The organism is Streptomyces sp. CBMA29, assembly GCF_014596445.1.
Taxonomy (GTDB): domain Bacteria; phylum Actinomycetota; class Actinomycetes; order Streptomycetales; family Streptomycetaceae; genus Actinacidiphila.
The window spans coordinates 15,130-29,525 of record NZ_MECL01000236.1 but is presented as its reverse complement, the minus strand read 5'-3'; the positions used below and the strand labels follow the sequence as shown (position 1 = coordinate 29,525).

13 protein-coding genes and 1 riboswitch are annotated in these 14,396 nt (G+C 70.8%); of the genes, 8 read left to right on the top strand and 5 right to left on the bottom strand.

Annotated features, from left to right (window positions below):
• From BGM09_RS32870 to BGM09_RS32860, 3 genes are all read right to left on the bottom strand, one after another.
• On the bottom strand, positions 1 to 597 hold a 597-nt coding region (locus BGM09_RS32870), incomplete at its 3' end, for a 1-phosphofructokinase family hexose kinase (RefSeq protein ID WP_317452985.1).
• A 191-nt stretch (positions 598 to 788) separates the two neighbouring features.
• Complete coding sequence (gene nagA, locus BGM09_RS32865; RefSeq protein ID WP_188285387.1) at positions 789 to 1,952, bottom strand: N-acetylglucosamine-6-phosphate deacetylase; 1,164 nt, start codon at positions 1,950 to 1,952, stop codon at positions 789 to 791.
• The gene (locus tag BGM09_RS32860) at positions 1,952 to 2,884 is read right to left on the bottom strand and encodes an ROK family protein (RefSeq protein ID WP_188285386.1); all 933 of its coding nucleotides are present in this window, start codon (positions 2,882 to 2,884) and stop codon (positions 1,952 to 1,954) included. Before BGM09_RS32860 ends, nagA begins: the two co-directional genes overlap by 1 nt.
• Before the next feature lie 283 nt (positions 2,885 to 3,167).
• On the opposite strand from BGM09_RS32860, the gene BGM09_RS32855 reads away from it, so the two are divergent.
• The 4 genes from BGM09_RS32855 (at position 3,168) to BGM09_RS32840 (ending at position 6,962) form a co-directional block, all read left to right on the top strand.
• Positions 3,168 to 4,418 (top strand): extracellular solute-binding protein, encoded by a 1,251-nt coding sequence (locus BGM09_RS32855; RefSeq protein ID WP_223187930.1) that lies wholly within the window; start codon positions 3,168 to 3,170, stop codon positions 4,416 to 4,418.
• 92 nt (positions 4,419 to 4,510) lie between these two features.
• On the top strand, positions 4,511 to 4,747 hold the full coding sequence (locus BGM09_RS32850; RefSeq protein ID WP_188285385.1) for a DUF3263 domain-containing protein: 237 nt from the start codon (positions 4,511 to 4,513) through the stop codon (positions 4,745 to 4,747).
• Positions 4,748 to 4,818: 71 nt separating this feature from the next.
• The gene (gene otsB, locus BGM09_RS32845) at positions 4,819 to 5,661 is read left to right on the top strand and encodes a trehalose-phosphatase (RefSeq protein WP_188285384.1); all 843 of its coding nucleotides are present in this window, start codon (positions 4,819 to 4,821) and stop codon (positions 5,659 to 5,661) included.
• Between the two features lie 77 nt (positions 5,662 to 5,738).
• Positions 5,739 to 6,962 carry an FG-GAP-like repeat-containing protein gene (locus BGM09_RS32840; protein WP_188285383.1) on the top strand — a complete coding sequence of 408 codons (1,224 nt, stop codon included), beginning with the start codon at positions 5,739 to 5,741 and terminating at the stop codon, positions 6,960 to 6,962.
• 19 nt (positions 6,963 to 6,981) lie between these two features.
• On the opposite strand, the gene BGM09_RS32835 is transcribed toward BGM09_RS32840, so the two are convergent.
• Entirely contained in the window at positions 6,982 to 8,403 is a 1,422-nt protein-coding gene (locus tag BGM09_RS32835) for a trehalose-6-phosphate synthase (RefSeq protein WP_188285382.1), read from the bottom strand.
• Between the two features lie 247 nt (positions 8,404 to 8,650).
• Positions 8,651 to 9,619, bottom strand: coding sequence for a glucosyl-3-phosphoglycerate synthase (locus BGM09_RS32830; RefSeq protein WP_188285381.1), 969 nt, complete (start codon positions 9,617 to 9,619; stop codon positions 8,651 to 8,653).
• A gap of 207 nt (positions 9,620 to 9,826) precedes the next feature.
• A riboswitch (SAM riboswitch) is annotated at positions 9,827 to 9,956 on the top strand.
• 17 nt (positions 9,957 to 9,973) lie between these two features.
• Here BGM09_RS32830 and thrC point away from each other — a divergent pair.
• The 4 genes from thrC to groL all read left to right on the top strand — a co-directional run bounded on the left by thrC (position 9,974) and on the right by groL (position 14,164).
• On the top strand, positions 9,974 to 11,266 hold the full coding sequence (gene thrC / locus BGM09_RS32825) for a threonine synthase (protein WP_188285380.1): 1,293 nt from the start codon (positions 9,974 to 9,976) through the stop codon (positions 11,264 to 11,266).
• Positions 11,263 to 11,538, top strand: coding sequence for a MoaD/ThiS family protein (locus tag BGM09_RS32820; protein ID WP_188285379.1), 276 nt, complete (start codon positions 11,263 to 11,265; stop codon positions 11,536 to 11,538). The genes thrC and BGM09_RS32820 overlap by 4 nt, the downstream gene beginning before the upstream one ends.
• 476 nt (positions 11,539 to 12,014) lie before the next feature.
• On the top strand, positions 12,015 to 12,221 hold the full coding sequence (locus BGM09_RS32815; RefSeq protein WP_093715500.1) for a cold-shock protein: 207 nt from the start codon (positions 12,015 to 12,017) through the stop codon (positions 12,219 to 12,221).
• Between the two features lie 317 nt (positions 12,222 to 12,538).
• Positions 12,539 to 14,164: a chaperonin GroEL gene (groL, locus tag BGM09_RS32810; protein WP_188285378.1), complete on the top strand. Its 1,626-nt coding sequence runs from the start codon at positions 12,539 to 12,541 to the stop codon at positions 14,162 to 14,164.
• The last annotated feature ends 232 nt before the right edge of the window (positions 14,165 to 14,396 follow it).

Genomic DNA, 14,396 nt, shown 5'->3' with positions numbered 1-14,396 from the left:
GGTCAGCTCCACCGCGTTCGGCTTGATCAGGTCGGGGCGCGCGGCCAGCCCGCGGCGCAGCGGCTCCCCGCTGGTGTCCAGCAGCACGAACACCCCCGCGGCCCGCGCTTCGCGCACCAGTTCCGCGTACGCGCCCACGGGCAGCCCCGGCGGCAGGCTGCCGCACAGCGCCACGGCGCTCGCGCGGCCGTCGGCGAGCAGCGCGCGGTAGCGCTCCAGGAAGCCGCCCCACTCGCGCGGGGTGACCGTGGGCCCCGGTTCGTTGAACATCGTCGTGTCGCCGGTCGTGTCGTCCACGACGCCCACCGTGCGGCGGGTGGTGCCCGCGATGGGCACCAGCGCGTCGGTCAGCAGCCCGTCGTCGTACCGCGCGGCCCGCTCGGCGAGCCGTTCGCGCAGTTCGGCGCCGACCGGGCCGCCGACGAAGCCGGTGACGACGGCGGGGCGGCCGAGCGCGGCCAGCACGCGGGCGACGTTGAGTCCCTTGCCGCCGGGGCGTTCCGCGGTGTGGGTGACCCGGTGGGTGGAGTGCGGTCGGAGCGACGGGACCCGGTAGGTCACATCGAGGGCTGCGTTCAGCGTGACGGTGATGATCACCTGACGATGATGACAAAAGTACGGCGGTCGGCCCAGTGCGCGCCGACCGCCGTTACGCAGCTTTTAGCGAGAATCCGCGAAAATCGGGTGAACAGACCGCCCGGACGCCCCCGAAGGCGCTGCCCGGACGCCCCTGAAGGCGCTGCCCGGACGCCCCTGAAGGCACCGCCCGAGCGCCCCCACGACAAGCCCTAGTCGGGCCGGACGACCCACTCGCCCTTCCGCATGACGCCCACCAGGTCGTACGCCGCGTCCAGCACCACCAGGTCCGCGTCCTTGCCGGGCTCCAGCGTGCCGATGCGGTCGTCCAGGCCGAGCAGCCGCGCCGGGTTGGTGGAGATGGCGCGTACGGCGTCGGTCAGCGGCAGCCCGTCCAGCGTGACGGCCCGCTTGAAGGCGGTGTCCAGGGTGAGCGTCGACCCGGCGATCGAGCCGCCCTCGACCAGCCGCGCGACCCCGTCGAGCACCTCGACCTTCATCGGGCCCAGGTCGTAGTGGCCGTCGCCGAAACCGGCCGCGTCCATCGCGTCGGTGATGAAGGCGACCCGCCCGGCGCCCGCGCTCCCGAAGGCCAGCTCCAAGATGGCCGGGTGCAGATGCGTACCGTCGTTGATCAGCTCGACGGTCACCCGCTCGTCCTCCAGCAGCGCCGCGATCGGACCGGGCGCGCGGTGCTGGAGCGGCGGCATCGCGTTGAACAGGTGGGTGGCCACGGTCGCGCCCGCGTCGATGGCCTCCAGCGTCTGCTCGTACGTGGCGTCGGTGTGCCCGATCGCCGCGATCACGCCCATGTCGGCCAGCAGCCGTACGGAATCGATTCCGCCGGGCAGTTCGGCCGCCAGGGTGACCATCCGGGCGGCGCCGCGGCCCGCCTCGACCAGCTTGCGCACATCGGCCGGGTCGGGGTCGCGCAGCAGCGCCTCGTCGTGCGCGCCCTTGCGGCACGGCGAGATGAACGGGCCCTCGTAGTGGATTCCGGCGAGGTCGCCCTGTTCCACCAACTCGGACAGCAGCCCGGCCTGCTTGGCCAGGACGTCCAGCGCGTTGGTGACGGTCGAGGCGACCACCGTGGTCGTGCCGTGGGCGCGGTGGGTGCGCACGCCGGTGAGGATGTCGTCGGCGGTGCCCGAGGTGAAGGACGCGCCGCCGCCGCCGTGGTTGTGGAGGTCCACGAAGCCGGGCACGACGGTGTGGCCCGCGAGGTCCACGGTGGCCGTCGAGACGTGCTCGTCGGCCTCGTTCGCCGCGATCCGGGTGCCCTCGACGGTCAGCCGGCCGCCTTCCACCACACCTGACGGCAGGACCACACGGGCACCCGCCAGCACCGTGCGCTGCGTTGTCGTTACGGGGGCCATCAGGCGGTTACCTCCACGGAGAGTAGATCCCAGGCGAGCAGGCCGGCGCCCAGGCATCCAGCGGTGTCCCCCAGCGCGGCGGGGACGATGAGGGGGAGTTTCTGGAAGGTGATACGTGCCTCCACGGCCGCCCGCAGCGGCCCGAAGAGGGTGTCCCCGGCCTCCGCGAGCCCGCCGCCGATGATCAGCACGCGCGGGTCCAGAAGGGTGAGCCCGGTGACCAGGCCGTCGGCCAGCGCGCCGATCGCCTCGCCCCACACCGCGAGCGCCCGCGGGTCGCCGGTCTCGACGGCGCGCGCGCAGTCGGCGGCGTCCGCGTCCGGGTCGCCGCTCGCCTCGGCCCAGGCGCGGGAGACCGCGCCCGCCGAGGCCAGTGCCTCAAGACAGCCGCGCTGCCCGCAGCCGCACTCCGGGCCGCCGGGGCGGACCACGATGTGCCCGATCTCGCCCGCGTAGCCGTGCGCGCCCGCCTCGATCCGGCCCTCGATGCCGATGGCGCCCGCGATGCCGGTGCCCAGCGGGAGGAAGAGGAAGCGGTCGGCGCCGTTGCCCGCGCCGATCCGGCCCTCGGCGAGGCCGCCGGTGCGGACGTCGTGGCCGAGCGCCACCGGTACGCCGTCAAGACGCTCGGACATCAACGCCCGCAGCGGGACGTCCTTCCAGCGCAGGTTGGCGGCGTAGACGGCGATCCCGTTGACGTCGTCGACGATGCCGGGCACCGCGACCCCGGCCGCGGCGGCGGGCTCGCCGTACTCGCGCACGCCGTGGTCGCGCAGTTCGGCCGCGAAGTCGAGGATCGCGGCGACCACGGCGTCGGGGCCGCGTTCCCTGCCGGTCGGACAGCGCGCCTGGTGCAGGAGCGTTCCGTCCGCGCCGATCAGCGCGGCCTTCATTCCGGTGCCGCCTACGTCGAGAGCGATGACATGTCTCACGGGGACAGTGTCGCGGCTAACCCCTAAAAAGGTCTAGTCCACTCGGCGAGGAAAGATCACGCGTCGGGCGGCGTTTTGCGGAGCAACGGGACACTCACGCACGCCGGTACGGGTCGGCGCGCGCGCCGGTACGGGTCCGCGCGCGGACCCGTTGCGCAAGCGATACCACTCATGGTGTAGACCTTGGGCAAAGGTGTGGGGAAGACTCGACGCTTCCGTAGCGGTACGCGAGCAAGTGTGCAAGAAGGCGGTAGGAACGGTGCAGCGGCGACGACTTCACGGCTTGGCGGCGATCGGCATCACGTCGGCCCTGGCGATCACCACTCTTACGGCGTGCGGCAACAGTTCACCGCTGAACAGCGACGTCACCCTGCACTTCGTCGCCGCCGACTACGGCGACCCGAAGACGAACAACAGCTCCAAGACGTACTGGGACGACCTCGCGCGCTCCTTCGAGGCGCGCAACCCGCACATCAAGATCAACGTCGAGATCATCGACTGGGACCACGTGGACGACAAGGTCGCCCAGATGGTCAAGGCGAACAAGGCCCCCGACGTCGCGCAGATCGGCTCCTACGCGGCCTACGCCGCCAGCAAGCAGCTCTACAGCGCCGACGAGCTGTTCCCGATCAGCATGCAGTCGGACTTCATCCCCTCGATGGTCAACGCCGGTTCCGTCGACCGCACCCAGTACGGCATACCCTTCGTCTCCAGCTCGCGCATGTTCTTCTACAACAAGAAGCTCTTCAAGAGCGCGGGCATCAAGCACGCGCCCGAGACCTGGGACGAGCTCAAGGCCGACGCGGTCAAGCTCAAGGCCGACGGCGTGAAGGTGCCCTACGGACTGCCGCTGGCCCCCGAGGAGGCGCAGGCCGAGTCCCTGATGTGGATGCTCGGCGCGCAGGGCGGCTACACCGACACCGTCGGCAGCTACACCTTCGACTCCGCGTCCAACGTCGAGGCGTTCTCCTGGGTCAAGAAGAACCTCGTCCAGGCCGGTCTGGTCGGCCCGACCGACCCCGCCAAGACCAACCGCCGCGACACCTTCGCCGCCTTCCTCGCGGGCAAGGCGGGCATGGTCATGGGCCACCCCACCCTGCTCACCCAGGCCAAGGCCGCCGGTATCGACGTCGGCGTCGTCCCGCTGCCCGGCCAGAGCGGCCCCAGCAGCGACACCCTCGGCGTCGCCGACTGGATGATGGCGTTCAAGCAGAACGGCAACCGGGACGCGGACGGCAAATTCCTCCAGTACGTCTTCAATGAGCAGAATTCGCTGAAGTTCCTCAACGAGTACGGGCTGCTCCCGGTGACCATCACCGCGTCCCAGGCGATGCGGAAGAATCCGGCCAACAAGGACCTGGTCCAGTTCCTGAACCTGCTGCCCGACTCCGTGTTCTACCCGGTCAACAAGACCTCGTGGGGCCCGGTCAGCGACGAGGTCAAGAAGAACATCGGCCAGGCCGTGCACGGCGACCCGAAGACGGTCCTGTCCGACCTCCAGCGCTTCGCGCTCACGACGGACTCCGGCAAGTAGCGGCACACGGCCAAGCGGCGGCACGCGGCGGTACGGTGACGGCCGTCGGGTACGCCGACGGCCCGACCTGACCGACGAGGGAGAGGGGCGCCATGACACGGGAGGAACCGCTCTCCGCGCGCGACATCGCCGTCCTGGCCATCGCCGCCCGCACCTGGACTGGGCCGGGACCGCGCGAACGGGCGATACGTGAACGCCTCGGCATGTCCCCGACCGCGTACTTCCAGCTCCTCAACGCCCTGCTGGACGACCCCCGGGCCGTCGCCCACGACCCGGTGACGGTCAACCGGCTGCGCAAGGAGCGCGACGCCCGCCGCGACCTGCGCTGAGGGCCTGCGCGGGGCGCGCGTGCCACCGTACGCCGGGCATGCGCCCGGGGGACGCGGGTAGGGTCGGCTGCATGGCCTCCGCCGACATCCTCGCCCCCACCACGCCCGAGGGAAAGGAAGGTCTCGCGGCGCTGCTCGCGCGGCCGGAACGCGCCGTCGTCGCCCTCGACTTCGACGGCACCCTCGCCCCGATCGTGCCCGACCCCGAGCAGGCCCGCGCCCACCCCGGCGCCGTCCCCGCCCTCGTCAGGCTCGCCCCGCACCTCGCCGCCGTCGCCGTCGTCACCGGCCGCCCGGCGGGCGTCGCCGTACGCTACGGCGGCTTCGCCGGGGTCGCGGGGCTCGAACACCTCGTCGTGCTCGGCCACTACGGCGCCGAGCGCTGGGACGCGCCCACCGGTTCCGTCCACGCCCCCGGCGACCACCCCGGCGTCACCTCGGTACGCGCCGAACTGCCCGGCTTCCTCGACCGCAACGGCGCCTGGCGCGGCACCTGGGTCGAGGACAAGGGCCGCGCGGTCGCCGTCCACACCCGCCGCGCCGAGGACCCCGACGCCGCCTTCGAGGCGCTGCGCGGCCCGCTGGCCGAACTCGCCGCCCGGCACGGCCTCATGGTCGAGCCCGGCCGCTTCGTCCTCGAACTGCGCCCGCCCGGCGTGGACAAGGGCGTCGCCCTGGCCGCCTACCTCCGCGAGGTCGGCGCCGGCTCGGTGCTCTACGCGGGCGACGATCTCGGCGACCTCGCCGCCTTCGCCGCCGTCCAGGCCCTGCGCGAGGACGGCCTGCCCGGCCTGCTCGTCGCCAGCGCCGCCCCCGAGACCCCCGACGAAGTCCTCCGCGCCGCCGACCTCCCGGTCCCCGGCCCCGAGGGCGTCGTCTCCCTCCTGGACGCCCTCGCGGACGCCCTGGGCTGACTCCGTGCCCCGGTGTCGCTAGTGTGTCCTCGCTCCGCGCGTGTGTGCGGAGCGATGTCCTTGGGGGGACCATCCGTATGCGGATCACCTTTCGCGCTGCCCTGCTGACGGCCGCCGCCGTCCTGGGCCTGATCGCGGCCACCGTCACACCCGCCCAGGCGGCCACCGGCTTCGACCGCTGCCCGAAGGGCAGGTTCTGCCTCTTCGACGCGTCGGACGGCCGGGGCTCGATGGCCGTGTACACGCAGCCGCAGGCCACCCTCGGCTCGTGGGACAACAAGGCGTCCTCGGTCTACAACCGGACCGGCTACCACTACTTCTGCATGTACAGCCTGGACAAGTACCGGTATGCCGACCCGGTCCACGACGTGGTGGTGTACGGATACAACAGGGGCGACTACTCGCTGAACCTCTCGCAGTTCTCCGATGCCAACAGCCACATGGACAAGAACCTCAGCTCGTTCCGCTGGGCGCCCACCGGCCGGCAGTGCGAGGGGCAACCGGAGCCCGTCAACTGGAGTTCGGACTACGGCCCGTTCTCGCGCCCCGCACAGCCCTTCGGCGACCTGGACCGGGACGGCAACGCCGATCTGCTGCTCCGTACGTACTCGGGCAAGCTGTGGCGGCTGCCAGGAGACCGCACCGGGCGGCTGGTCGGTGGCGGCTGGAACTCCATGACGGCGCTGACCCGGCACGGCGACCTCAACGGTGACGGCACCGAGGACCTGCTGGCCCGTGACAAGGCCGGTGAGCTGTGGATGTACCCCGGCACCGGGCGCGGCGGTTTCGGCGCCCGCAGGGCCGTCGGTCCCGGCTGGAACTCGATGACGAGCATCAGCGCGGTGGGCGACCTCAACGGCGACGGCAAGGGCGACCTGCTGGCCCGCGACACGACGGGCAAGCTGTGGATGTACCCGGGCCGCGGCAACGGCGCCTTCGGCACCCGCAAGCTCGTCGGTCCCGGCTGGAACAGCATGCTCGGCCTCGTCGGCCCCGGCGACCTGACCGGTGACGGCCGCCCCGACTTCGTGGCGAGCGACACCTCGGGCCGACTGTGGCTCTATCCGGGCAACGGCAAGGGCGCGCTCGGCACCCGCAAGATGATCGGCACGGGCGGCTGGAACGCCTTCCCGACCCTGATCGGCGCGGGCGACTTCACCGGCGACGGCCGCCCCGACCTGATCGCCACCTCCAGCGGCCCCCACTCCGCGCAGATCCGGCTCTACTCGGGGAGGAGCGGCGGCGCGCTCACCGACCAGGGCTCGCAGAACCGCAAGGACGAGGGCGACTCGCTGTTCTGACCCGGGTACGCCGGCGGCCTCAGTCGTCCAGGGCGTGCAGTTGGTCCAGGAACCAGCGGGACGGGGGGAGCGCGGTGGCCGCGTCGGCGAGGCGCTTGGTGCGCTCGGCGCGGTCCGCCTCCGGGAGGGTGAGGGCCGTGTGCAGGGCGGCGGCGGTCGCGCGGATGTCGTACGGGTTGACGACGATCGCGTCGTCGCCCAGTTCGGCGAAGGCGCCCGCCTCACGGGACAGCACCAGGGCCACCCCGTTGTCGGAGACGACGGGGACCTCCTTGGCGACGAGATTCATGCCGTCCCTGATCGGGTTGACCAGGGCCACGTCGGCGAGCCGGTAGGCGGCCAGGGAGCGGGCGAAGTCGTCGTCGACCTTGAGCAGGACCGGCTGCCAGTCGGGCGTGCCGAATTCGGCGTTGATCTCCTCGGCCAGCCGGGCGACCCCCTCGGTGTACTCGCGGTAGACCGCGAGGTCCTGCCGGGAGGGGTAGGCGAAGGCGACGTGGACGACCCGGCTGAGCCATTCGGGGTGCTCCTGGAGGAGCTGCCGGTAGGCGAGCAGGCCGCGCACGATGTTCTTGGACAGCTCGGTACGGTCCACGCGCACGATCAGCTTGCGGTCCTGCCCCGTCTCGGACCGCAGCCGGGTGATGCGCTCGGCGACGTCCGGGCGGTGCGAGCGCTCGCGCAGGAAATCGCCGTCGGCGCCGAGGCCGTGCACGCCGAGCCGGGTCGTACGGCCGCGGTGGGTGACGGCCCGGCCGTCGTCGGAGAGTGTGGCGCCCAGCACGCTGACGCAGCACGCGGCGAAGGCGTCGGCCCAGCGGCGGGTCAGGAACGCGGCGCGGTCCGCGCCGAGGATGCCTTCGAGCAGTTCGGCGGCGATGTCGTCGGGCAGCAGCCGGAAGTAGTCCGGCGGCGCCCACGGGGTGTGCGTGAAGTGGCCGATCCGCAGGTCGGGGCGGCGGGCCCGGAGCAGCGCCGGGACCAGCGACAGGTGGTAGTCCTGCACCAGGACGTGCGCGCCGTCCGCCGCCTCCTGCGCCAGCGCCTCGGCGAACGCCTCGTTGTACGCCTCGTACGCCGCCCACTGGCCGCGGAAGTCCTCGTCGAAGAGCGGCTCGAACGGCGTCTGGTAGAGCAGGTGGTGGACGAACCACAGCACCGAGTTGGCGATGTCGTTGTACGCGGCCTCGAAGACGCTCTCCTCGACCGCGATCATCCGCGCGCCCGGCTCGCCGACCCCGCGCCGTACCGCCTCCCGGTCGCCCTCGCCCAGGGCCGCGCACACCCACACCGCGTCCGCCTCGGGCCCGATCGCGCTCAGCCCCGAGACCAGGCCGCCGCCGCCGCGTCTGCTGCTCAGCTCCCCGTCGTCCCCCAGCGCATACGAAACCGGCCCCCGGTTCGAAGCGACCAGAATCCGTGCCGCACGCGTTTCGACCATGCCGCCAGCCTAGCCGCGTGGACTCCGCCCCAAACGTCCCGGACCCTCCTCCTGCGCAGGAGATCGCGCCGGTCAGCCCCGCGGCCCCCGTGCGTTCGCCCTGCGCAGGGCGTGGCTTTTCAGGGGCGCGGGGAACTGCGCGACAAGCCCCCGCCGGCGGGTGGTCCGGGGACAGCTGATGTGCCCCGCCGGGGCGGGTGGTGTGGCTGGCCCCTGACGAAAGACGCCGCGGCCCTGGCGGGAGCCGTCAGGCGGCTCGGCGGGCGAGGTATTCGGGGATGTGGGTCATGGGCGGGCGTTCGTCGACGTCGACGGGGTGGGTGAGCGGGGTGAACCCCCCGGAGGGGTCCCGGTGGAATTGGGTGAGGCGGGGGCGGACCAGGGGCGCCCGGGACAGCCGCAGGCTCGCCGTGCGATAGATGGCGGCCGACATCCGCCCGAGCGCCTGCCCGTCCTGATGCCGGTGGTGCCGGACGCCCACGTCCACCTGCCCGAGCGCGTCGAGCCCCGCCAGGGACAAGGCGTCGATGAGCATGCCCAGCTCCACGCCGTACCCGACCGGGAACGGCAGCCGCTCCAGCAGCGAGCGCCGCGCCGCGTACTCCCCGCCGAGCGGCTGGACGAAGCCCGCCAGCCGTGGCCAGTGCAGATTGAGCAGCGGCCGGGCGACCAGCTCGGTGACCCGGCCGCCGCCCGCCGGCACCACCGCGCCGCCGGTCTCCAGCGGCCGGTCGTACATGGCCTTGACCAGTTCCACGTCCGGCTCGGTGAGCAGCGGCCCGACGATCCCCGACACGAAGCGCGAGTCGAACGAGCGCAGGTCGGCGTCCACGAAACAGACGATCTCGCCGCTGGTGACCAGCAGCGACCGCCACAGCACCTCGCCCTTGCCGGGCAGCGCGGGCAGCCGCGGCAGGATCGCGTCGCGCTGCACCACCCGGGCCCCGGCCCGCGCCGCGACCTGCGCCGTACGGTCGCGGGAGCCGGAGTCGACCACGACCAGCTCGTCGACCAGCGGCGCCTCGTCGGTCATCAGGTCGCGGCGGATCGCCGCGACGATCTCGCCGACCGTCGCCTCCTCGTCGAGCGCGGGCAGCACCACGCTGACCGTGCCCCGCCGCCCCGCGGCCCGCTTCGCGGCGAGCAGCAGGTCGAGCGGCCGGTCGGCGGCGGACCAGGACCGCCGCTCCAGCCACCGCTCCACCTCATCGAGCACGGTCGCGTCCCCTTTTCGTACGCTGGAAGCCGGTCGGAAACCCGTCGGACGGCCGCCCCAGCGGCCATCTCGCCGTTCGGACGACTATCTCAACTGTCACGCTTGTCGGTTACAGTCTTGAACAACGCGTATGACCGCCGCATGCCGGGGGTCCTAGCGCGGGACAAACGCGTCGCCGCCGTCAGCACTGGCGGGCAGACGCCATACCGCTCATCCAGAGGGGCAGAGGGAACGGCCCGTTGAAGCCCCGGCAACCACCCAGCCGACCGTGAGGTCATACGGCGGGGAAGGTGCCAATTCCGTCTTGTGGCGACGTACGTCACAAGGAAGATGAGGAGAAAGGGCCTCGCCATCATGGCTGTGCAGACCATCGCCGGCACCCACGACAGCACCACCACTCCCCCCTTCGGACCGGCCGCAGCGCTGTCCTGCCGGGAGTGCGGCACCCGCTTCCCGCTGAGTCCGGTCTTCGCCTGCGAGGAGTGTTTCGGGCCCCTCGAAGTCGCCTACGACCTGCCGCTCGGCGACCCCGAGTCGCTGCGCAAGCGGATCGAGGCGGGACCCACCAGCATCTGGCGGTACGCGCCGCTGCTACCGGTCCCCGCCGACGTCACCGAGAAGCCCAACCTCCACCCGGGCTGGACCAAGCTCGTCAAGGCCGACAACCTCGCCCGTGAACTGGGCATCACCGGCGGCCTGCACATCAAGGACGACTCCGGCAACCCGACGCACTCCTTCAAGGACCGCGTCGTCGCCATCGCCCTGGAGGCCGCCCGCACCTTCGGCCTCACCACGCTCTCCTGCTCCTCCACCGGCAACCTCGCGGGCGCCGTCGGCGCCGCCGCCGCGCGCGCCGGTTTCCGCTCCTGCGTGTTCATCCCGCACGACCTGGAGCAGGGCAAGGTCGTCATGGCCGCGGTCTACGGCGGCGAACTGGTCGGCATCGAGGGCTCGTACGACGATGTGAACCGCTTCTGCTCCGAGCTGATCGGCGACCCGATCGGCGAGGGCTGGGGCTTCGTCAACGTCAATCTGCGCCCCTACTACGGCGAGGGCTCCAAGACCCTGGCGTACGAGATCTGCGAACAGCTCGGCTGGCGCATCCCCGACAACCTGGTGATCCCGATCGCGTCCGGCTCCCAGCTCACCAAGATCGACAAGGGCCTGCGCGAGCTGATCAAGCTCGGCCTGGTCGAGGACAGGCCGTACAAGATCTACGGCGCGCAGGCCGAGGGCTGCTCGCCGGTCTCGGCGGCGTTCAAGGCGGGGCACGACGTGGTGCGGCCGGTGAAGCCGGACACCATCGCCAAGTCGCTGGCGATCGGCAACCCGGCGGACGGTCCGTACGTGCTGGACATCGCCCGGCGGACCGGCGGCGCGATCGAGGACGTGAACGACGAGCAGGTCGTGGACGCGATCAAGCTGCTCGCGCGCACCGAGGGGATCTTCGCGGAGACCGCGGGCGGGGTGACCGTGGGGGTGCTGAAGAAGCTGATCGAGACCGGGCAGCTCGACCCGGCCGCCGAGACCGTCGTCCTCAACACCGGCGACGGACTGAAGACCCTGGACGCGGTGGCACCGACCACCGGCCCGACCGCCACCATCCGTCCGACCCTTGACGCGTTCCGAGAGGCTGGCCTCGCATGAGTGCTTCTGTTCGTATCCCCACCATTCTCCGCACCTACACCGGCGGCCAGGCCGAGGTTCCGGCCGAGGGCGGCACGCTGGCCGAGGTGATCGACTCGCTGGAGAAGAATCACGCGGGCATTTCGGCGCGCGTTCTCGACGACACCGGAAAACTCCGTCGTTTCGTGAACGTCTATGTCAACGACGACGATGTTCGCTTTTCCGACGGTCTCGCCACCGCTGTCCCCGACGGTGCGAGCGTTTCGATCATTCCGGCGGTAGCGGGCGGCTGATCAACTTCCCGTAACGGCCTGGTTACACCTGCCGTTTTGTGCCCCGTTCACCCTTTTGCGGTGGATGGGGCACAGTGCTGTCCGGGGGGCGGACCGGGCCGAACGGCCGTGTCCGAAGCGGTAGTTGAAGGGTTGTACTGTTGCCAGGGGCAAGTTGCCGCCGTGAACGGTCGGTGCGGCGATTTATCGCCAAATTCACGCGTGGATTGTCGCATGCGCGGCGTATGTCCGGTCCGAGATGCCCTGCCATAGCGCCCTTTTCTGGTGTATTTCCGATCGGTCGCTCCCCGAATTCTCGTCCGATTGACCTGTTGCAGAGGGCATCCGTGCAGATACATTCAGCCGCGGTCGACGCGTTCCGGCGCACACCACCAGGGATCCCCTGTCGCTCAGGCAACGGCTTCCCCGGCGGTGAGGTCTGACCCGGACCCGCGGAGTGCGGGGCCGCGACAGGGCCAGTAATAGGGGAGTTAGGAATGGCTCAGGGCACCGTCAAGTGGTTCAACGCGGAGAAGGGCTACGGCTTCATCGCGGTCGACGGTGGTGCGGATGTCTTCGTCCACTACAGCGCGATTCAGATGGACGGTTACCGCACCCTCGAAGAAGGCCAGCGGGTCGAGTTCGAGATCTCGCAGGGTCAGAAGGGGCCGCAGGCGGACATGGTCCGGCTGGCCACCGCCTGACGGCCCGGCGCGCTCGGCGACCGACGCGACGCACTCACGCACCAAGGGTCCGTACCTCTTTGGGGGACGGGCCCTTCGTGCGTCCCTGGCCGGCCACCGGAGTTGTCCACAGGCGCTTGCACTCGATGGGGTCGAGTGCTAATCATTGGCGTTAGCACTCTCCTAGTGAGAGTGCTGAAGGACCGGGTCGGTGAGGCCCGCCAGGCCGCCGGGAAGGAACCGGCGACCAGGTCGGCCGTCCGTCGCGGGCACCACACGGTCCGAGCCGTCGCCCCCTGCTCCGGTGGGGGAACCCCAGTCCGCGGAGGACACTTCACATGGCAAAGATCATCGCGTTCGACGAGGAGGCACGGCGCGGTCTCGAGCGCGGGATGAACCAGCTCGCCGACGCCGTCAAGGTCACCCTCGGCCCGAAGGGCCGCAACGTCGTCCTCGAGAAGAAGTGGGGCGCCCCCACGATCACCAACGATGGTGTGTCCATCGCCAAGGAGATCGAGCTCGAGGACCCGTACGAGAAGATCGGCGCGGAGCTGGTCAAGGAGGTCGCGAAGAAGACCGACGACGTCGCGGGTGACGGCACCACCACCGCGACCGTCCTGGCCCAGGCCCTGGTCAAGGAAGGTCTGCGCAACGTCGCGGCCGGCGCCAACCCGATGGCCCTCAAGCGCGGCATCGAGAAGGCCGTCGAGGCCGTCTCCGCCGCTCTGCTGGAGCAGGCCAAGGACGTGGAGACCAAGGAGCAGATCGCTTCGACCGCCTCCATCTCCGCCGCCGACACCCAGATCGGCGAGCTGATCGCCGAGGCCATGGACAAGGTCGGCAAGGAAGGCGTCATCACCGTCGAGGAGTCGCAGACCTTCGGGCTCGAGCTCGAGCTCACCGAGGGCATGCGCTTCGACAAGGGCTTCATCTCCGCCTACTTCGCGACCGACCTGGAGCGTATGGAGGCGTCGCTCGACGACCCGTACATCCTGATCGTCAACTCCAAGATCTCCTCGGTGAAGGACCTGCTCCCGCTGCTGGAGAAGGTCATGCAGTCCGGCAAGCCGCTGCTGATCATCGCCGAGGACGTCGAGGGCGAGGCCCTGTCCACCCTGGTGGTCAACAAGATCCGCGGCACCTTCAAGTCCGTCGCCGTCAAGGCGCCCGGCTTCGGTGACCGTCGCAAGGCCATGCTCGGCGACATCGCCATCCTCACCGGTGGCACCGTCATCTCCGAAGAGGTCGGCCTCAAGCTGGAGAACGCGGGCCTGGACCTGCTCGGCCGCGCCCGTACCGTCGTCATCACCAAGGACGAGACCACCATCGTCGACGGTGCCGGTGACAGCGACCAGGTCGCCGGGCGGGTCAACCAGATCCGCGCCGAGATCGACAACAGCGACTCGGACTACGACCGCGAGAAGCTCCAGGAGCGCCTGGCGAAGCTGGCCGGCGGCGTGGCCGTCATCAAGGCCGGCGCCGCCACCGAGGTCGAGCTCAAGGAGCGCAAGCACCGCATCGAGGACGCGGTGCGCAACGCGAAGGCCGCCGTGGAAGAGGGCATCGTCGCCGGTGGCGGCGTGGCCCTGCTCCAGGCGACCGCGGTCTTCGAGAAGCTGGAGCTCGAAGGCGACGAGGCGACCGGTGCCAACGCCGTGAAGCTCGCGCTGGAGGCCCCGCTGAAGCAGATCGCCGTCAACGGTGGTCTCGAAGGCGGCGTCATCGTCGAGAAGGTGCGCAACCTGCCCGTCGGCCACGGCCTCAACGCCGCGACCGGTGAGTACGTCGACATGATCGCCGAGGGCATCATCGACCCGGCGAAGGTCACGCGCTCCGCGCTCCAGAACGCGGCCTCCATCGCCGCGCTGTTCCTCACCACCGAGGCCGTCATCGCCGACAAGCCGGAGAAGGCCGCCCCCGGCGGCGCTCCGGGCGGCATGCCCGGCGGTGACATGGACTTCTGATCCACGGGGCGCGAGCCCGGATCAGCAGGACCGCACGACGGCACCCCCCGGTCACCCGGGGGGTGCCGTCTTTGTGTGCGCCGCATTGTTCGGAACAATTCACCGAGACTGTCCCAAAACGGGGCAATTTTGAATTACCGTCAGATGCCGGTAGCAGCGCAAGTACGGGGGGTACCGGGGTCAAACCTGCTGCTAGGCTCTCATTGCTTGGCAAGTGTCATGCGCAAGTGTT